Source organism: Bacillus sp. ISL-18 (assembly GCF_018613415.1).
Lineage (GTDB): Bacteria > Bacillota > Bacilli > Bacillales > Cytobacillaceae > Neobacillus.
The window spans coordinates 60,540-79,484 of sequence record NZ_JAGGQG010000014.1 but is presented as its reverse complement, the minus strand read 5'-3'; the positions used below and the strand labels follow the sequence as shown (position 1 = coordinate 79,484).

Genomic DNA, 18,945 nt, shown 5'->3' with positions numbered 1-18,945 from the left:
ACCCAAAGTGATATGATATTCATGATTAAAAACTCAAAAAAAGGGAGTGCAGCAAAGTTGAAAAACGAACTAATTGAAAGATTTACTTCCTATGTAAAAGTTGACACACAATCCAATGAAAACAACGAAACCTGTCCATCAACAGAAGGGCAGTGGACATTGCTTCGCATGTTAGTTGAAGAGCTAAAACAAATTGGGATGCAAGAAGTAACCATCGACGAAAACGGCTACGTGATGGCAACCCTGCCAGCCAACACCGACAAAGACGTATCAACCATCGGCTTCCTAGCCCACGTTGACACTGCCACCGACTTCACCGGCAAAAACGTCAACCCGCAAATCGTCGAAAACTACGATGGCGGTGAGATCGTCCTAAACAAAGCCCTAAACGTCATCTTGTCACCCAAGGACTTCCCAAGTCTTCCAGAATACAAAGGTCATACACTAATCACAACAGACGGCACCACCCTGCTAGGCGCGGACAACAAGGCTGGCGTTACGGAAATCATGACCGCAATGGCTTACCTTATTCAACACCCTGAAATCAAACACGGTAAGGTCCGCGTTGCGTTCACACCGGATGAGGAAATTGGCAGAGGCCCACATAAGTTCGACGTTGCGGCCTTCAATGCAAAATATGCTTACACCGTTGATGGCGGTCCGCTTGGTGAGTTAGAATTCGAAAGCTTTAACGCCGCAGGAGCGAAAATTACGATTAAAGGCAGTAACATCCACCCAGGATCAGCCAAAAATAAAATGGTCAACTCTATCAAAATCGGTATGGAATTACATAGCAAACTTCCGGCACAAGAGGCACCAGAACATACCGAGGGATACGAAGGCTTTTATCATTTGCTAGCTTTCAACGGTGATGTGGAGCAAACCAATCTTCACTATATTATCCGTGACCATGACCGAAAAAAATTCAATGACCGCAAGGCAGCCTTACAATCCATTGTGAGTGAATTCCAGGCCAAGTATGGCTCCGACAGAATCGTGCTCGAACTGAATGACCAATACTACAACATGAAAGAGAAAATTGAACCGGTTATGGAGATTGTCGACATTGCTCATGAAGCGATGGTTAGCTTAGACATCAAACCAATCACTAAACCAATCCGCGGCGGCACTGATGGCTCACAGCTTTCCTATATGGGTCTGCCAACCCCGAACATTTTTACCGGCGGCGAAAATTTTCATGGGAAGTTCGAGTTTATCTCGGTTGAAAATATGGTAAAAGCAACGCAAACCATTATTGAAATCATCAAATTAACTGAGCAAAAAGCATAATACGCAAAAAAGCTAACCCAAATGGTTAGCTTTTTTTCAAAGCGCCTCCGCACATTGCTTAAGACTTACGATGGTTTCTTTCATCTGCCTATGCAATTGTTCTTCAGGCCATTTCCGCTCCTTTGCTTGGAGGTCTTTCTCGATCAGCCCGATCATCCACATCGAGAAAACCGCGGAAAACAAATAATATTCTTTCATAAACAAGTCGCGCTCCACTTCAAAATCTACTTGATTAAGGTATATCTCCAAGATTTGCTGGCGCAGTTCTGATGTAACCTGTTTAGGAAAAAGAGGATGGGACATATCAATTAAGTGATACAAATCCCAATAGGGTGAATTTAGATGGGAATGTTCCCAGTCCAATATCTTTAGCTGATTGTCGACTAAGGAAAAGTTACCTAAATGTAAATCCCCATGTGATAAAACGAGTCGAGTAGAGAAATTAATTTTTCCAAGCAATGTATATACTTGTTCAATAGGCTGCCGATCTAATCCTAGTGCCGGCAACCGTTGTAAAAACGCATCCTTGCTGCAGCCAACTTCAGCTGCGATTGTATCCATTTGCGGCTTCAAATTTGGGATCGGGACATCTTTTATTTTTTCAATGGGCAGGGAATGCCACCAGGCCACCCACTTACTAACTTCTAAAGCACTTTTTTCACTAAAATCGTGGTTCAGTGCCCCGAGGTCCTCTACGATCATCCAATTCCATTCAGGCTGTTCACTTATTCTGTAGGAAATAATTTTGGGGTATATGGCAGGAAACTGTGGGAGTATATGTTGGTGGACCCATACTTCTCTTCCTAACTGGCCATTGTTGGTTAATGGTTTGAAAATAAAGCTTACTGCAGGAGATAGAAAAAAACGCTCAACAAATCGCCCATTCATTCCTTGATAGAGGAATTCTCTTTTTAAAATTAAGGCATCATTAAGAACACCATTTTCAAGGACAATATTAGCAGGCAGCATTATCGGCCCACCACCCATTCATATAGTAGTATTTTCATATTTTTTTCCATTATAGTAAATAGCTCTATTCAAAACAAGGAAAAGGAACCATAAATATCCTAGTCAAAAAGACCTTCACTAATATGTATGAACAAATCTCGAGTTTATATCTGGCACCATTAAACAGCCTACATAATTTTATTGGAGTTGGACAGAATAACTATGGTTCATTTTTAAAAGGAGGCATGCATAAATGGAAGACAATACTACACATGAATTTGTTGAAAAACTGCAGGAAAGACAAGAAAAAGACAAGGATAACAAAGAACGTCAAAGTAATGGCCATCAAAGCCAGAAGCTACCGAATAAGCAGCACTAATTGACTGAGTTAAAGGATCAAACAGCCCCGCCTTATAAAAGACGGGGCTCGTTTTTTCGGATTATTTATTCATATTCGCTAAGAAACCGCCAAGCAGATCATCCGCATCTAATTCCTCTTCGCTACTTTCTTCCTCAGGCAGCGGCTCCGCTTGCCTCGCCGTCTCCCAATCAAAATCATTTAAGTCATCCTCCAGGTCATCAACATCTAGACCTGCCGCAAGTTCCTTAAAGGAATCTATTTCAATCGGGATATCCTCGCTGTGAGCGGAGGCAGACGGCATATCCTCCTGCAGATACAAGGCCTCCTCAATATCTAAGGAATTACTGTTCAATGAGGCAAGTAACGACGTCGCCCGAATTGGATCAGAAATCAGTTGATAGAGGATACTGCCCAGCATGGCTTCCGAATGCTCATGCTTTAACCAGTCCCGCTGTGCCTTTGTTAACTTTTTAGGAAGGGGGATGGTAATCGTCTCCTTCTCACGTGCGAAGGAATGACTGACCCCTTCCATAACAAATTCGGCAATGGTACTGGAGAAATTCCGCCGCTCGGTCTCCTTTAGCCTTTGTAAATGCTTGACGATATGATCAGGTGTATCTGAAGGAACACGGAAGGATATCGCCTGGCCGCGCTTAATTTCAGATAGGGAATTTTTCTTCATACGATCACCTAGTTCGTTTTGATTGGTTCTTTAGGCTTCTCCGTTTTTCTGACGAAATCCATGATGAGCTTGTAGTAAGCATTGGCCATCATCCAAATACTTTCCTTATCATCTTCAAAGAATTCAATATTGTAACCATCTAAATTATTATTTAGCGTTTTTAGATAATCTTTAAGGACATGTGATCCGCCGCCAACAAAATAGCAGATTTCTGTCTGTGAATTTTTCTGCCAAACATTTCGTAACAAACGATATTGTTTTTTGGCTAAATCAAGCAATATACGATCGGTAATATCGTGAACGCTTGTCCTGCTTCCCTTGACCATAATATGATTGCGATCGTTTTTTCTTGTAATGATTTCCACTACATCACGGCGGCTGTCCAGCTCAACACCGTGCTTTTTACGGATTTCTTCACGGATCGCTTCTAATGACTCTGATACCCCAAGGTTAAAGCCCTGCGCCTTATCATCGTCTACATTTCGATTTTTAATTACAGCTATATCAGTTGATAACCCGCCAATATCCTGAATCAAGATACGTCGATCGATTAAGTCCTTGTTGATGATTTTCAAATTGTTATCCATTACTAGATTAATATAAGCTGCGAAGCCTTCCGGATAGACCTTTACTTCGTTAAATTTAATATTAACTTTTAGTCCTTGATATTTCGGAGTGACCAAAAATTCAACCTGATGGACATTTCCAACTAATCTTGAACGGTAGCCGGCATCCTTACCTTCCTTTACCTCACGAAGGGGAAGACCTGTTCCTAATGTATAAGAAGCATCTATTACGTTCTTCGCACGTGGAAAACTATCTTGATTTACTGCATCTAATGCCAATGTGGCAAAAAGCATGATCAGTGTTTGATCCTCTTCCGATTTACTACTGCCTGGATCTAATTCCGTCGCATTATCTGTCTTGGTTGCTAAATTACCAACACGATAAATTGCATTATTCTCCTTAAGGGCAGGGGAGTGGACTTTAATATGAATGCCATCGAGCGGATTTTTATTGTCAAGCTCTTCAATACCGATGACAGGGCGGTCTTCTGTATCCCTGGCGATAATGTTAGGAATATTCAACTCATATTCCAATTCCCCGAAAATAGCTTTAATGGAGTCATTTCCTACATCTATTGCTGCAACTCTAGATTTAGTCATAATAATTATCATTCCTTTTCATTAAATAGTTTTTTATGTAATAAAAACTCTCTCTCTATAAGGCTATAGGAGATTGATAGATTCTTCAAGGGGGACGGATAGAAAAGAAATAAAAGTGTAAAACAGTAAACAATTTGTAAACTTTTTGATTTTGTAAACAGTTTTGTAAACAGTTACTACATATCCGTATACATAGTGCTATTCCCGCATGTGTACACCTTTGTATACATGTAAACGCGGTTGTGTACTTCATGTTTACAATTTGTATACACGTAAACAAAAACGCAAACAGACCGTATACATTATGTTTACAAGTATACAATAAATGTAAACATAATAATAAAGGGTACTTTTTCTTCCGTAAAAAAATTAGGCACCCGGCAGGGGGTGCCTAATAATCTATAAAACTATTTAATTACTTTCCAAAACTCACCAGCAACTACTTGATATCCTAATGAACTTAAGTGAATGTTTTGTGGGTTTGGCAGGTAATTTTGGAAATCAGTTACGTTAATCACCTGCGCGGTTGGTACAAACGTATCACCATGCTGAACAGCCTGTGCCTGAATCTGACCGTTAAAGCCAAGTAAATCTAAAGCTACATATTAAACTTGCTGCCAAGCACCATCTGGTCCGATTTTACGGCCCTCAATAACGGTATTAACTGCCATGTTTCCGTTAGGATAAGGAAAAAAGTAGTACGATTTTCCACCGATTTGTACCCAGCCCGTTTTCAAGGCTCCAGTTTGATCAAGGAAATATTTCTTTTCTCCGGTTACTAGCCAGCCTGTTTTCAATACTCCAGATGGATCCAGGTAGTATTTCTTTCCTCCAGTTACAACCCAGCCTGTTCTCATCACTCCTATATGATCAAAGAAGTATTTTTTCCCACTGATTGTTAACCAGCCATATTGAAGTGTTCCATTTACATAATAATAACGGTGTCCATTCTTTTGAACCCAGCCATTTGGAACATTCACTTTGACTCCGTTTGCCTTGGCAATGGCGTCAAAACTGCTAGTAGAGTATGTGATGACAACCGGCGTATAATTTTGAACTCTGCTGTAAAGCCAGCGAATCTCTTGATTGTGCATCCGTACACAGCCATGGCTTACATATTTTCCAATTGAGTTTTCATTTGCATTTCCATGTATGCCATAGGTTGTTCCATATGTACCCCTTGCTTCTAATCCCATCCATCTGTCTCCTAATGGATTACGTGGATCGCCGCCAGGAATATGCCCCTTATAATATGGACGGTTTACCATTTTGATAACAATTCTAAATTTACCCTCTGGAGTTAAATTTCTTGTTTTACCAGTGGCCACTTTAAAGGTTTTTACTAACTTTCCCCCATCATAGAAAGCAAGAGTGTTAATTTTTTTGTTAATAATAATCAGTTGGGAACTGCCTGCTGCATCTGTTGGTGTAGTAAAGACAAAGATACTAAAAAGCAAAACAAAAATAATCGATAACTTCTTCATTTGCATCTCCCCATATATATATGTATTTTAGATTACAATAACATTTCAGAGAGGAAATTTTTGTCACAATTTGATAGAAACATTTTAATAGTTTACAAATCTATCAAAAATTCATTCGACATTTTTGGTTAAACTGATTGCAAATAGAAGAAATGGTGACAGGCACCAGTTGGACAGCTTGAAAAGAATAATAAAAGTAGGTTATTCTTAAGTGACTATTCCACTTAAGGTTGTGGTTATTATGAGGATTAATAAATTTATTAGTGAGTCGGGAAAGTCCTCTAGACGAGGAGCAGATAAGTTAATTAGCGAGGGCAGGGTCACCATTAACGGCCAGGTCGCGCAAATGGGCAGCCAGGTAGAGCCTGGTGACTTGGTTCGCATTGATGGGAGTCCTATTAAAGTTAAGAAAGAATATGTTTATATTGCCTTAAATAAACCAGTCGGAATTACAAGTACAACTGAAAGGCATATAAAAGGAAATATTGTTGACTTTGTAAATCACCCAATGCGGATTTTTCATATTGGCAGGCTGGATAAGGACTCAGACGGTCTAATCCTCCTAACAAATGACGGAGATATTGTAAATGAAATTCTCCGCGCAGAGAATAAGCATGAAAAAGAGTATATTGTTACCGTGAATAAGCCAATTACCGCTGAGTTTGTAAAGAAAATGGCTGGCGGAGTGGAAATCTTAAATACCAAAACACTTCCATGCAAAGTCACACAGCTTTCAAAGTATGTCTTTCAAATTATCCTAACCCAGGGGCTTAACCGGCAAATCCGCCGGATGTGTGCCGCCTTAGGCTATGAGGTAGTCAGGTTGCAGCGGACAAGGATCATGAATATCCATTTGGGGAAACTGCCCATTGGCCAGTGGCGGGATTTAACCAAAAAGGAAAAAGAGCAATTATTCGATGACCTTAACTATCAGCCTCGGGAATGGTAGATAAAAAAGGATGAACCAGCATCATTTTGGTTCATCCTTTTATTTCTCTTCGGCCTTCTTCCAGAACACTCTCCATCTTTTTCAACTTCCCGATAAATAATCGGCTGGTCTTTCCTTGTTTTTTTGCGACTTTCTCTATTACCCTCCCTCTTTGAGTTGGTCTATGTACAAAATAAAAACTGTCACAGTTATAATTACTTGACCTTCCTTCTATTAAAAATCGCAATAATACAACAACCTAATGAAAAGAAAAATAGCCTATTAAAAGTTACGAAACTATTTATTTGAGTATATTTAAAATTCCCTATTGAAAGTTATGTAATGTTTAATTATAATACAAGGCATAACAAATAAAACGTTTTCAAATAAAAAGGGGCTGATAAATGAGATCTCTGGGGATGAACATCACATGATACATTCAGTAAATCATTGAAAAAAGTAAAGGAATTGGAAATCTTAGAATCTGGATTTGGAGGAACTCTTAATGAGTAATGGCACTCTTACAAGAAAACTGGGTTTTTGGTCTGCTCTAGCGATTGCGGTTGGAACTACTGTTGGGTCAGGTATCTTTGTCTCATCTGGTGATGTTGCAAAAGCAGCAGGAACTCCATCTATTTCAATTTTAGCTTGGATTATCGGCGGCCTAATCGCCATACCGCAAGTAATGGTATTAGCAGAGTTATCCACTGCTTATCCTGAAAATGGAAGCGGTTACGTATACCTAAATAAAGCCGGTTGGAGGCCTCTTGCCTTTCTATACGGTTGGGCGACGTTCTGGGCGTTAGATCCCCCATCCATCTCTATTATGGCTTTAGCAATTGTTTCTTACCTTGCTAGCTTTTTTCCATTCTTTTCTGGTATGGCCGGAAAGTTGCTAGGGGTTGCGATCATCTTAGTCATTACCTCCATCCATTACAGAAGTGTAAAAGAAGGTGGACTATTCCAAGTTATTATCACTGCTGTTAAGATCATTCCTTTTATTATTGTCATTGTTTTAGGCTTGATGTATATGAAAGCTGGCAATTTTTCATATGTGCCTGCGCATGGAGCTGTAAAAACAAGTTTAATCGGAGGCGTATCCGCAACTACTTGGGCTTACACAGGGATGGCAGCGATTTGTTTTATGGCTGGCGAATTTAAAAATCCTGGAAAAATACTCCCACGTGCACTCATTAGCTCGGTATTCATTGTCCTAGCTTTGTACACCTTGCTGGCCATATGTGTCATCGGCTTAATGCCGTTTGATAAATTAATTCATTCAAATGCTGCTGTTTCAGAGGCAGTGAGTTATATTCCAGGTCTATCTCACATTGCTTCTTCCTTTGTCGCCATTACAGCCATTATTGTTATTCTCGGATCATTAAGCTCCTGTATTATGTTTCAGCCTCGTTTGGAATATGCGATGGCGAAAGATGGACTATTTTTTCAACGGTTTGCTAAGGTCCATCCTAAATATGAAACTCCTAGTTTTTCAATTATTATTCAAGTTACGTATGCTTGTATTCTCGTGTTTATGAGTAATTTAACAGCCTTACTTGGGTATTTTACACTCATTCAGCTTGTTATTAATATTTTGGACTTTGCTGCTGTTTACAAATGCCGTAAACGGGATGATTATAACCCAATCTATCGTATGCCAATGTGGAAATTAACGACTATTTTAGCCATACTTGGTGCCTCATGGCTTGCTTGGGGAACCTTCACTTGGGCTCCTTGGCAAGGTATGATTGCAGCGTTTATTGTCATTGCAACCGGACTTCCTGTTTATTTTTATTGGAATAAAAGGTATGGGTCCGCAAGTAGCAAGGGCAATGATGTAGTGGCATGACTGGATTAATAGGAAGTTAGATCCAAATACTAACTTCCTATTTTTGGGGCTGTGTTAATCTTGAATGTTGATTTCCACTCCAGGCGGCTTCGCTTTCCGCGGGCGTGCCGGGGAGCCTCCTCGGCGCACTTGCGCCTGTGGGGTCTCCCCTAGCCCGTACTCCCGCAGGAGTCTTCGCCGCCTTCCGCTCCAATCAACTTGTTAAAAAACATCAATAGCCTGTAACACAGCCATTTTTTTAAATATGCATTGCATTATTTGTTATATCTAATTATAATACAAGACATAACAAATAGTTTTTTCCACGATATAAAAGGAGGACCAAGTCCATGTTGAAATTTGATGAAGAATTATTCCTTACGCTAGTTGAAAAAGAGGGCCTTGCATTTAGAGGGGAAATTGAGAGTTTTGTTGATGAAATTTGCCAAAAAGGCTACAAGAACATTTTCCTAATCGGTGCAGGCGGAACCATTGCCATGATGTATCCTTATGAGTATATTTTAAAATCAAACTCTACAATTGATGTTCATGCAGAAATTGCAGCGGAGTTTATGGTTATGAACCATAAGCATTTTAGTAAAGATTCTGTTTGTATCTTTACCTCTGTTTCTGGAACAACGAAAGAAACCCTTGCAGCTGCCGAGTATTGTAAAGAAAAAGGAGCCACAACCATTGCATTAGTCGCAGAGCCGAATACACCATTAACAAAAATGGTCGACTATTGTATCACTACAGGATCAGAAAAACATTCTTTTGATACTTTTTATCTGCTTTTATACATGGTTATTTTCCGATTTATGTATAACCACGATGAATTTCCTCAATATGAGCAATTTACGAAGGAAGTTAATTTACTCCCACGTGCCATTCTGAATGCTGTTAAATCTTTTGATCGACAAGCAGAAGAATTTGCAATCAAACATAAAGATACAGATTATCATATGATGGTCGGTTCCGGTAACTTATGGGGAAATACTTATTGCTATGCGATGTGTGTTTTAGAGGAAATGCAATGGATCCATGCTAAATCCATTCATGCGGCTGAGTTTTTCCACGGTACGCTTGAACTTGTTGTCGAAGATACAAGTGTGATTTTACTTAAGGGGGAGGATGAAACAAGGCCTCTTATGGATCGTGTAGAAAGATTTGTTGAAAATATAACAAAAAATGTAACGATAATTGATACAAAAGATTTCGAGATGGAAGGGATCAGCGATGAATTTCGAAAACACTTTGCTGTTAGCATTAATTGGTCCGTCTTAAGCAGAATCAGTGTTTATCTTGAGCGTGAACGGAACCATTCGTTAGACCTCAGAAGATACTATCGCCAAATGGAATATTAGAATTGATGAATGAGCACTACTTGTAGTGCTCGTTTCTTCTTAAAAAAGGAAAAGTGGGGATATAACAATGAAAATAGCTGCTGTCGGAGATAACTGCATGGATGTTTATCAAGCAAGCGGGAAGGCCTATCCTGGAGGAAATCCCGTCAATGTCGCTGTCTATTTACAAGGCTTAGGTGCTGAAACGTCCTATATTGGCTGGGTTGGGTCTGATTCATACGGTAAAGGAATGATTCGTGCTATCCAACACAAGGGTGTTAATACCACTCATCTATCTCAAAAGGAAGGTAAAACGGCGGTCACCTATGTTGAATTAGTTGACAATGATCGCCACTTCGGAGAATATGATGAAGGTGTAATGGCTGACTTTACCTTAACGCCCGAGGAAATTAATTTTATCGGAACACACAAATGCGTACATGCTGGAATTTGGGGACATGTGGAGCACTATTATCCTGCCTTTAAAGAACTGGGGCTGCTTACTTCATTTGACTTTTCAAACCAATTAGATGATCCCCTCGTAAATACCTTACCACCGTTTGTCGATTATGCCTTTTTTTCCTATACAGAAGATGATGCCTATATACGTCAGTATTTAAAGGAAATTAAAAACCTTGGCTCAAAAGTTGCTGTGGCAACATTAGGAGAAAATGGTTCTCTTGCCTATGATGGTCGGCAATTTTACCAATATGGTGTGATAGAAGAGAATGTAGTTGATACAATGGGAGCAGGAGACTCTTTTATTTCGGGTTTTATTTATGGAATCTTGAAAGGCTGTACCATTAAAGAATGTTTACAGCTAGGTACGGAAACAGCCGCAAAAACGATTCAATATTTCGGTGCATGGTGACTAGGACTGGGCTATAGATGTATAATAGATAGTAAAATTTATTGATTGATAAGGATGAAGCAGGTAATGAATTTAAATCCTTCTACCCCCCAGCCGCTCTATATGCAAATAAGGCAAATGTTGAAAAATGATATCCAGCAAGGTAAGTATAAACCAGATGAACAAATCCCAACTGAAGCTGAACTTTGTGATATTTACAATGTAAGTCGGATTACCATCCGAAAAGCAATTGAGGAGCTGGTAAAGGACGGTACATTAACACGTATTCCACGAAGAGGAACTTATGTTACCTCAAAAAAGTTTCATAACGAGTTAATATCTGTAAGCGGATTCTCGGAGTTTAGTCATCAGCTTGGCATGACCCCTAATTCTAGAATTTTAAAAAGCGAGGTTATACCTGCAACTGAGGAAATAGCAGAATATCTTAAAATTGAGGAAGGAAGCCCCATTTTGGAACTTGAGCGGCTAATGTATGTAAATGATCGCCCTCTGTTTTATGATATTGCCCATTTCTCGTTAATTCGATTCCCAGATTTAGAAAAGAAAATTGTCGGAAATGAATCAACCTATAAAATTCTTTTGAACGATTACCAAACGGAAATTGTCAGTAATGACAAAATTATTGATGTTATTGGTGCTACAAAAGATTATGCTAAATGGTTGGAATGCGATATTGGGGCTAATCTTTTTAAAATTTTAAAGATCTCATTCAATTCAGCTGATGAACCTGTCCATCTCTCTACCTTTATGTGTGAAACAAACAAGGTTAAACTTACGGTTCATCGGGCAAAATAGCTCATGTAAGTTTGGTGAAACCTTTTTTAGATATTTTTTTAAAATTCCTCTTGCAATTATTTTTATATACTGCTAACATGAAGTAGCATGATTTTGGAAAGCAAATATTTAAATATATCTGGATCTTTCCAAGCAGATAACCTTGACCACTTCTTTGGAAGTTAAGGCCATACGGACAGCCGGGTCAACTGCCGATTGGCAACTTTGGTTGCCTTATTGATTGAGTTAAAAGCTCAAATTTTATAAGTTGGTTACTTTACAACCAGTGCACATGCACACAACTTGTGAAACGGTCAATAAGAGTGGTAAAAGTGATTATTTGCTATATAGACTCTGATCCTAAAATGATATATGTTAAATATTAAAAAGCTTTCTGCCAAAATGTTTGATGACTTGGTAGAGTATAGATATGACCTTTTGTCATGGATATACTTGATTTTTAATATTGAATATATCAAAGCAAGTGTTGTGCGCAATTAATTCCTGCGTTTTGCACTTGCTTTTTTTGTTGTTACGGAATTTAGTTGTGCTAAAAAATTTATTAGGTTAGGAGATAGGAAAATGGGAAAAGCGCTTATTATCGGGGCTGGCGGCGTAGCATCTGTTGCCATCCACAAATGTGTTCAAAACAACGAAGTATTTGAAGAGATTTGTATAGCAAGCCGTACAAAATCAAAATGTGATGAATTAAAGGCCAAACTTGATGGCGGCAAAACAAAAATTACAACTGCACAAGTGAATGCAGATAATGTAGATGAGTTAATCGCGTTAATTAATGAAGTAAAACCAGATATCGTCATGAACTTAGCATTACCGTACCAAGATTTAACGATTATGGATGCTTGCCTTGCAACAAAGACACACTATATGGATACAGCAAACTATGAGCCAGAAGATACTGCAAAATTCGAATACAAATGGCAGTGGGATTACCGCGAGCGCTTTGAAAAAGCTGGCATTACAGCACTATTAGGCAGCGGCTTTGACCCTGGTGTAACAGGCGTATTCTCTGCTTACGCTCTAAAACATTATTTTGATGAAATTGAATATATCGACATTCTTGACTGTAACGGCGGCGACCATGGCTATCCTTTCGCTACAAACTTCAACCCTGAAATCAATATTCGTGAAGTTTCTGCTAATGGACGTTACTGGGAAAATGGCGAATGGATTGAAACGGAGCCAATGGAAATCAAGCGAGTTTATGACTTTGCTGAAGTTGGCCAAAAAGATATGTATTTGCTTTATCATGAAGAGCTTGAATCTCTTGCTCAAAACATCCCAGGAATTAAGCGAATCCGTTTCTTCATGACATTCGGTCAAAGCTACCTTACACACTTAAGAGCTCTTGAGAATGTTGGAATGACATCAATCGAGCCAATTGAATTTGAAGGAAAGCAAATTATTCCACTTCAATTCCTTAAGGCTGTATTGCCAGACCCAGCTTCCCTTGGACCTCGTACAGTGGGTAAAACAAACATCGGCTGTATTTTCAGAGGAAAAAAAGATGGAAAAGACAAAACTTACTATGTTTACAACGTTTGTGACCACCAAGAGTGCTATAGAGAAGTAGGCTCACAAGCCATCTCTTATACAACTGGGGTTCCTGCGATGATCGGTGCAGCAATGATCCTAACTGGTAAATGGAACAAAGCTGGAGTTTATAATATTGAACAATTTGATCCTGATCCATTCATGGAAGAGTTAAACAAATGGGGACTTCCATGGGTAGAAGACTTTAATCCAGTTCTTGTTGATGATGAGCCTGCTGAGAAAAAAGAAGCGGAGCTAATTAAATAAAATGCGGTTTGAAGATTTACCAACACCATGTTATGTCGTAGACGAAAGTCTGGTTGAAAAAAACCTGAAAATCCTGAACGGTGTGATTGAGCGTACAGGTGCTAAGATTGTTTTGGCCCAGAAGGCATTTTCTATGACAACAATGTATCCCCTCATTGGAAAATATTTAAGTGGTACCACAGCAAGTGGATTATTCGAAGCACGTCTTGGTTACGAGGAAATGGGCAAAGAAAATCATGTCTTTGCCCCTGCCTATCGTGACGATGAAATAGATGAAATTATCTCGATTTGTGATCATATTATCTTTAATTCCTTCTCACAGTTAGAAAAATTTAAAGATAAGGCTTTAAAAGCTGGCAGAAAAGTGGGCTTACGGATCAATCCGGAATGCTCTACGCAAATTGGACATGCCATTTACGATCCATGTTCACCAGGTTCCAGATTCGGTGTCATTAGAGACCATTTTCGCCCTGAGCTGCTTGAGGGTGTATCCGGTCTTCACTTTCACACCCTTTGCCAGCAAAACTCTGATGATTTAGAAACCACTCTAAATGCAGTGGAAGAACGATTCGGAGAGTGGCTTCCGCAAATGGAATGGATCAATTTCGGCGGCGGTCATCATATTACAAGAGAAGATTACGATATCCCTCGACTTGAGGCTTGTATTAAGAGAATGCAAGATAAATATGGATTAGAAGTATATCTTGAGCCAGGAGAGGCCGTTGCTCTTAATGCCGGTTATCTCATTACCTCTGTGCTGGATTTACATCAAAACCGAATGGATATCGCTATTCTTGACACTTCTGCAACCTGCCATATGCCGGATGTCTTGGAAATGCCTTACCGTCCTCCACTAGTTGGATCAGGTGAAGCAGGCGAAAAACCATACACGTATCGACTTGGCGGGCAAACTTGCTTAACAGGCGATGTCATCGGTGACTATTCCTTTGATGAACCCTTAAAGAGCGGGGACCGATTAGTCTTTGGCGATATGGCCATCTATACGATGGTAAAAAACACAACCTTTAACGGTATGCCATTACCAGCTATCGCCGTAAAAAAACCAGATGGTGATTGTGAAATCGTTCGCGAATTCGGCTATCAAGACTTTAAAATGAGATTAGCTTAATAGATTAGAAGCAAGGGGACGGTTCTCTTGCTTCTTTTTTATAAGCAAAAGCAAGCAGAGAGACAGTCCCCTGCTTCATTCAATGGAAGCAAGAGAACCGTCCCTCTGTTTTTTTATATTCTGATGGGGTTTGTCCAGTGACTTTCTTAAATACTCTCGTAAAATAATTTAAGTCATTGTATCCGACAATTAAGGCGATATCTGTAACTGCTGCAGTTCCGGTTTGTAGATGGAGCATGGCTTCCTCGACTCTTTTTTGATTTACGTAGTCAATGATACTTTTGCCTGTATCCTGCTTGAATTTGCGGGATAAGTGAGAAGGATGGACATGGATGCTGGCTGCAATTTCTTTAAGGGTTAATGTTTGTTCAAGATTTGAATGAATATAATTGACTGCCTTTTTTACAATCATGCTGAAATCCTTGTTCGAGTGTTTTTGAACGAGACCGCCATATTCGTTTATCATATCGAATGCTAATATTTTTAAGTATGGAAGATTTGGGGCTCTTTCAATAAGGATTGCAAACTTTTCTGACACATAGTGGACAACAAGGGGCTGCAGGCCGCCCTTTTCAGCTGAAATCCGGCATATCGTATTTAAGACAAAAAGTAGGTTTTTAGCCGAACGAAAGGGACTCTCGGGAATACGGTCTGAAAAGTCCATCATCCCCTTAACTTCCTTTGATAACTTGCCGATTTCCTCCATATCACCTTTTTCTATCGCCCTCATTAATTTCTTTTCCTCTTTATATCGCTCCTCAATCAAATTTTTATCTTCTTCGTAAAGAACTTTTTCAACCTTTTCCGCTGACTTACGAACTTCCGTGTTCACTAATTTACCCTCAATATAGGAATGTTGACATATGTTAACCAGTAGGTCCCCCAGATAGGTAGACTTGTTACTGCCAATAATTGAAAGTGATTGATAATAATCTTGAAGCTGTTTCCGCTCACTAATTGGGAATTTATGTGCTGAAATAAGGTCACTAATCAGCTCATTGGAAGGAATACTTGATAAAAATGGACCCAAAACAATAAAACCCTGATAGTGATTATTACTCCAAAGCCCAGTTGCTAAATATTCAAGCCCAATGCTATTTATATAATGAAAATACTGTCCGTTCTCTGCTTTCATTAACTTTTCATTCATTGTTGGATCATCATTAGCGAAGGGCTGCAGGAGCAAGGGTGTTTGGATTTGCGATTTTTGAAAGATGATCTTCCCCTCGTGGTCAACAATCTTTACATCTAAATAAGTAATCGAATGAAGAAGCTTTCCTTTTTTAGTGATTTCTATCGATAGACTCATCTTTCTTATCCTCCCTAATCTATTTCCACTATTAAAACCTTTCAAAAGAAAAAACGCAATATTTATGCTAATAAAGTCAATTTTGTATGATTATCTATCGAAAGCGTATACTATAATGAATTTGGTTGAAACGATATTTAGGAGGAAGCTAAATGAGAAAGGTCTTAAATATTAATGCTAATTGGAAATTTATTAGACAAGATGAAGAGAATGCAAGTGCAGTAAACGTTAATACAGATAATTGGCAGGAGGTTCAGGTTCCTCACACCTGGAATGCCATCGATGGTGCCAATGGCTTTGATTATTATAAAGGTGCCTGCTGGTATCGAAAAGAATTTTTAGTAGATGCATTAGAACAAGGAAATAGAGTATATATTGAGTTTAATGGCTCAAATAGTATTACGGATGTATATGTGAATGGACAACATCTTGGACAACATCGCGGCGGTTACTCAATTTTCCGCTTTGACATTACAAATGCCGTCGAGTTTGGAAAAAAGAATACACTCTCCGTCAAAGTTGATAATACCGTTGTCGATGATGTGTATCCACAGATGGCCGATTTCACTTTCTATGGCGGGCTCTATCGCGATGTCAATCTTGTGATTGCAAATTCAATTCACTTTGATTTACTCGATTATGGTTCCAAAGGTGTCTATATTGTTCAAGAGAATATTTCAAATGAGAGAGCTGTTTTAACCATTAAATCTAAGGTGGTTAATGACCTTGATGTTGAAAAAAAAGTAAGAGTTTGGGCAGATATCTTAGATGCTAATGGTAAAAATGTAGCCTACGGGGCCAAGGAAGTTTTTCTAGCAGCAGGTGAAACAACAGAAGTAGCGATTCCTGTTACGATTGAAAACCCTTCATTATGGAATGGAAGAAAGAACCCCTATCTTTATGAAACGAAGATCTCACTAGTCAGCTTTAACGATACTGTTGATGAACTAACGATCCCATTTGGAGTGAGATACTTCCATGTTGACCCGGAGAAAGGTTTCTTTTTAAATGGAGAATCACTTCGATTAAATGGTGTATCTAGGCACCAAGACCGCAAAGACATGGGCTGGGCAATTACGAAAAAAGAGCACTTAGAAGATATGGAACTAATTAAAGAGGTCGGCGCCACATCGATCCGTTTAGCCCACTATCAGCATGATCAGTTCTTCTATGAACTTTGTGATCAGGAGGGCATGGTCATTTGGGCGGAGATTCCCTTTATCTCGGTTATGTCAAAACATGAGTTAGAGGGAATCAATGCTAAGCAGCAAATGACTGAATTAATTCGTCAAAACTTCAACCATCCATCGATTATGTTCTGGGGTATCCAAAATGAAATTCAAATCAGCGGAGAACGGCCTGAACTGAGAAGACTCGTCAATGAATTAAATAAGCTCACGAAAAAAGAAGACCCCACTCGTTTAACGACCATGGCAAATGTTATGTTTGTACCTGATAAGGATGAATACAATTATGTGACGGATGTTGTCGGCTATAATAAGTATTACGGCTGGTATCAAGGAAAAGCGGAGGATTTCGCTGATTGGTTAGACGGTTTCCATCAAACCAACCCGCAGGTGCCTCTAGGTATCTCTGAATACGGGGCAGAAGGAATCCTGCAATATCACACCAATACTCCACAGGTAAAGGATTATTCAGAGGAATATCATGCTCTTTATCATGAAATAGTATGGGGGATTTTCTCAAAACGTCCATACCTATGGTCAACGTATGTATGGAATATGTTTGATTTTGGGGCCAATATCCGTGACGAAGGCGGCGTACAGGGCAGAAACAACAAAGGGTTGATCACTTATGACCGCAGAATTAAGAAAGACGCCTTCTACATGTATAAAGCGAACTGGTCTGATGAGAAATTTGTTCATATCACGAGCAAGCGCTACATTGACAGAGCAGATGAGCATATTACCATCAAGGCTTATTCAAACTGTGTTGAACTAACTCTGTATGCAAATGGCAAAGAGATTGAAACGAAAACAAGTGACAATCATGTATTTGTTTTTGAAAACGTGGGGTTAGCAGAAGGAATCACTGAAATCAAGGTTACTTCTAACCAAGACGGCATGACTCTTGAGGATACAGCTCGATTCATGAAAACAGCAGAGCCAAATCCAAGCTATGAAGCGCCAGAAGAAGATACAGGCGGAGTGGTCGGAAACTGGTTCCAAATGCCGGAAATGGAAGATGTCGAGATAGAAGAAATTAACATCACCGATGATGTCTACTCTACTCGTGATACCTTCAAGGCATTAATGGAAAATGAAGAAACAAAGGCAATCCTAGAAAAATACTTAGGCAACTTCACTGAACATCCAATGTACGGAATGGCAGCAGGAATGCAAATCGACTTCATCGCCTCCATGGCACCAGAACAATTTACCGAGAAAATGATGTACACCTTAAATAAAGAATTGACGAAAGTTAAGAAATAAGCAAAGGGACGGTTCTCCTGCTTCCAAAGAAGCAGAAGAACCGTCCCTTTGTTTACTTTTGATTAACGTTAATAATCAAAACACTTCCCTTTTAAATGGTGCTGCTCTTTATTCTTGAATCGGGTAGCTGATTAATGTTGTAAATGCCTTTGCAACTTTCCTAGCAAAAACAAGGGGCGGCTCCACCGATTGTATATGAATGTACATCAGATGTGGTTGTGTATAGATCCAGTGATTATGCAATGCTCCCACAATGAGCCCTTGTTCCACACTGGATTTCATGAATCCTGGAATCTCCTCTTCAAGTAATGTTATTTCTCCCAAGTTTAAGGCATTCCCATTCACATCCAAAGACTCAAAAGAAATTCCTACTGGTAAAATGGAATGACTAGGACGTCCTTGAATAAGTACATTAAAACTGCGCTTTAGTGAAACAGAACAGCCATTATGCTTTAGCTCGGCTTTTCCATTTAGGATTTGGGCAAATTGTTCTCCTAGCTGCTTGATGTTATTCACCTAATCCCCCCTTCATATACACATCTAAGTCTATGTTTAGAC

Annotated in this window: 16 protein-coding genes; 10 read left to right on the top strand and 6 right to left on the bottom strand. The window is 39.3% G+C overall.

Going from position 1 to position 18,945, the window contains the following annotated elements; all coding sequences use genetic code 11:
* Nucleotides 1–57 precede the first annotated feature (57 nt).
* Nucleotides 58–1,290, top strand: a complete 1,233-nt coding sequence (pepT, locus tag J7E81_RS20965) for a peptidase T (protein WP_215045398.1) — start codon at nt 58–60, stop codon at nt 1,288–1,290.
* A gap of 36 nt (nt 1,291–1,326) precedes the next feature.
* Here pepT and J7E81_RS20960 read toward each other — a convergent pair whose 3' ends face one another.
* Nucleotides 1,327–2,259 carry a phosphotransferase gene (locus tag J7E81_RS20960; RefSeq protein WP_215045397.1) on the bottom strand — a complete coding sequence of 311 codons (933 nt, stop codon included), beginning with the start codon at nt 2,257–2,259 and terminating at the stop codon, nt 1,327–1,329.
* A 232-nt stretch (nt 2,260–2,491) separates the two neighbouring features.
* On the opposite strand from J7E81_RS20960, the gene J7E81_RS20955 reads away from it, so the two are divergent.
* Complete coding sequence (locus tag J7E81_RS20955) at nt 2,492–2,617, top strand: DUF4023 domain-containing protein (RefSeq protein WP_215045396.1); 126 nt, start codon at nt 2,492–2,494, stop codon at nt 2,615–2,617.
* A gap of 61 nt (nt 2,618–2,678) precedes the next feature.
* On the opposite strand, the gene J7E81_RS20950 is transcribed toward J7E81_RS20955, so the two are convergent.
* The 3 genes from J7E81_RS20950 to J7E81_RS20940 all read right to left on the bottom strand — a co-directional run bounded on the left by J7E81_RS20950 (nt 2,679) and on the right by J7E81_RS20940 (nt 5,931).
* Nucleotides 2,679–3,281: a hypothetical protein gene (locus J7E81_RS20950; RefSeq protein WP_215045395.1), complete on the bottom strand. Its 603-nt coding sequence runs from the start codon at nt 3,279–3,281 to the stop codon at nt 2,679–2,681.
* Between the two features lie 8 nt (nt 3,282–3,289).
* Nucleotides 3,290–4,447, bottom strand: a complete 1,158-nt coding sequence (locus J7E81_RS20945) for a ParM/StbA family protein (protein ID WP_215045394.1) — start codon at nt 4,445–4,447, stop codon at nt 3,290–3,292.
* A gap of 605 nt (nt 4,448–5,052) precedes the next feature.
* Nucleotides 5,053–5,931: a L,D-transpeptidase gene (locus tag J7E81_RS20940; protein WP_215045393.1), complete on the bottom strand. Its 879-nt coding sequence runs from the start codon at nt 5,929–5,931 to the stop codon at nt 5,053–5,055.
* A gap of 241 nt (nt 5,932–6,172) precedes the next feature.
* Between J7E81_RS20940 and rluF the strand changes: the two genes are divergently transcribed.
* The 7 genes from rluF to nspC all read left to right on the top strand — a co-directional run bounded on the left by rluF (nt 6,173) and on the right by nspC (nt 14,625).
* Entirely contained in the window at nt 6,173–6,880 is a 708-nt protein-coding gene (gene rluF, locus J7E81_RS20935; protein ID WP_251028785.1) for a 23S rRNA pseudouridine(2604) synthase RluF, read from the top strand.
* 484 nt (nt 6,881–7,364) lie between these two features.
* On the top strand, nt 7,365–8,708 hold the full coding sequence (locus J7E81_RS20930) for an amino acid permease (RefSeq protein ID WP_215045392.1): 1,344 nt from the start codon (nt 7,365–7,367) through the stop codon (nt 8,706–8,708).
* 329 nt (nt 8,709–9,037) lie between these two features.
* On the top strand, nt 9,038–10,051 hold the full coding sequence (locus tag J7E81_RS20925) for an SIS domain-containing protein (protein ID WP_215045391.1): 1,014 nt from the start codon (nt 9,038–9,040) through the stop codon (nt 10,049–10,051).
* A gap of 67 nt (nt 10,052–10,118) precedes the next feature.
* Nucleotides 10,119–10,901 (top strand): fructoselysine 6-kinase, encoded by a 783-nt coding sequence (gene frlD / locus J7E81_RS20920; protein ID WP_215045390.1) that lies wholly within the window; start codon nt 10,119–10,121, stop codon nt 10,899–10,901.
* 66 nt (nt 10,902–10,967) lie between these two features.
* Nucleotides 10,968–11,696 carry a GntR family transcriptional regulator gene (locus tag J7E81_RS20915; protein WP_215045389.1) on the top strand — a complete coding sequence of 243 codons (729 nt, stop codon included), beginning with the start codon at nt 10,968–10,970 and terminating at the stop codon, nt 11,694–11,696.
* A 561-nt stretch (nt 11,697–12,257) separates the two neighbouring features.
* Nucleotides 12,258–13,496 carry a saccharopine dehydrogenase family protein gene (locus J7E81_RS20910; RefSeq protein ID WP_215045388.1) on the top strand — a complete coding sequence of 413 codons (1,239 nt, stop codon included), beginning with the start codon at nt 12,258–12,260 and terminating at the stop codon, nt 13,494–13,496.
* Nucleotide 13,497: 1 nt separating this feature from the next.
* Complete coding sequence (gene nspC / locus J7E81_RS20905; protein ID WP_215045387.1) at nt 13,498–14,625, top strand: carboxynorspermidine decarboxylase; 1,128 nt, start codon at nt 13,498–13,500, stop codon at nt 14,623–14,625.
* 79 nt (nt 14,626–14,704) lie between these two features.
* Here nspC and J7E81_RS20900 read toward each other — a convergent pair whose 3' ends face one another.
* A complete protein-coding gene (locus tag J7E81_RS20900; RefSeq protein ID WP_215045386.1) occupies nt 14,705–15,934 on the bottom strand; it encodes an AraC family transcriptional regulator in 1,230 nt (409 codons plus the stop codon).
* Nucleotides 15,935–16,086: 152 nt separating this feature from the next.
* Between J7E81_RS20900 and J7E81_RS20895 the strand changes: the two genes are divergently transcribed.
* Nucleotides 16,087–18,387, top strand: coding sequence for a glycoside hydrolase family 2 protein (locus J7E81_RS20895; RefSeq protein ID WP_215045385.1), 2,301 nt, complete (start codon nt 16,087–16,089; stop codon nt 18,385–18,387).
* Between the two features lie 108 nt (nt 18,388–18,495).
* Here the strand turns inward: J7E81_RS20895 and J7E81_RS20890 are convergent, their stop codons facing one another.
* Nucleotides 18,496–18,903: a DUF1259 domain-containing protein gene (locus J7E81_RS20890; protein WP_215045384.1), complete on the bottom strand. Its 408-nt coding sequence runs from the start codon at nt 18,901–18,903 to the stop codon at nt 18,496–18,498.
* Nucleotides 18,904–18,945 lie beyond the last annotated feature (42 nt).

Coding starts and splice junctions, on each gene's coding strand:
- J7E81_RS20900 (WP_215045386.1), bottom strand. CDS start 15,934: ATGAGTCTATCGATAGAAATCACTAAAAAAGGAAAGCTTCTTCATTCG.
- J7E81_RS20910 (WP_215045388.1), top strand. CDS start 12,258: ATGGGAAAAGCGCTTATTATCGGGGCTGGCGGCGTAGCATCTGTTGCC.
- J7E81_RS20925 (WP_215045391.1), top strand. CDS start 9,038: ATGTTGAAATTTGATGAAGAATTATTCCTTACGCTAGTTGAAAAAGAG.
- nspC (WP_215045387.1), top strand. CDS start 13,498: ATGCGGTTTGAAGATTTACCAACACCATGTTATGTCGTAGACGAAAGT.
- J7E81_RS20945 (WP_215045394.1), bottom strand. CDS start 4,447: ATGACTAAATCTAGAGTTGCAGCAATAGATGTAGGAAATGACTCCATT.
- J7E81_RS20950 (WP_215045395.1), bottom strand. CDS start 3,281: ATGAAGAAAAATTCCCTATCTGAAATTAAGCGCGGCCAGGCGATATCC.
- J7E81_RS20960 (WP_215045397.1), bottom strand. CDS start 2,259: ATGCTGCCTGCTAATATTGTCCTTGAAAATGGTGTTCTTAATGATGCC.
- J7E81_RS20915 (WP_215045389.1), top strand. CDS start 10,968: ATGAATTTAAATCCTTCTACCCCCCAGCCGCTCTATATGCAAATAAGG.
- rluF (WP_251028785.1), top strand. CDS start 6,173: ATGAGGATTAATAAATTTATTAGTGAGTCGGGAAAGTCCTCTAGACGA.
- J7E81_RS20895 (WP_215045385.1), top strand. CDS start 16,087: ATGAGAAAGGTCTTAAATATTAATGCTAATTGGAAATTTATTAGACAA.
- J7E81_RS20955 (WP_215045396.1), top strand. CDS start 2,492: ATGGAAGACAATACTACACATGAATTTGTTGAAAAACTGCAGGAAAGA.
- J7E81_RS20930 (WP_215045392.1), top strand. CDS start 7,365: ATGAGTAATGGCACTCTTACAAGAAAACTGGGTTTTTGGTCTGCTCTA.
- J7E81_RS20940 (WP_215045393.1), bottom strand. CDS start 5,931: ATGAAGAAGTTATCGATTATTTTTGTTTTGCTTTTTAGTATCTTTGTC.
- frlD (WP_215045390.1), top strand. CDS start 10,119: ATGAAAATAGCTGCTGTCGGAGATAACTGCATGGATGTTTATCAAGCA.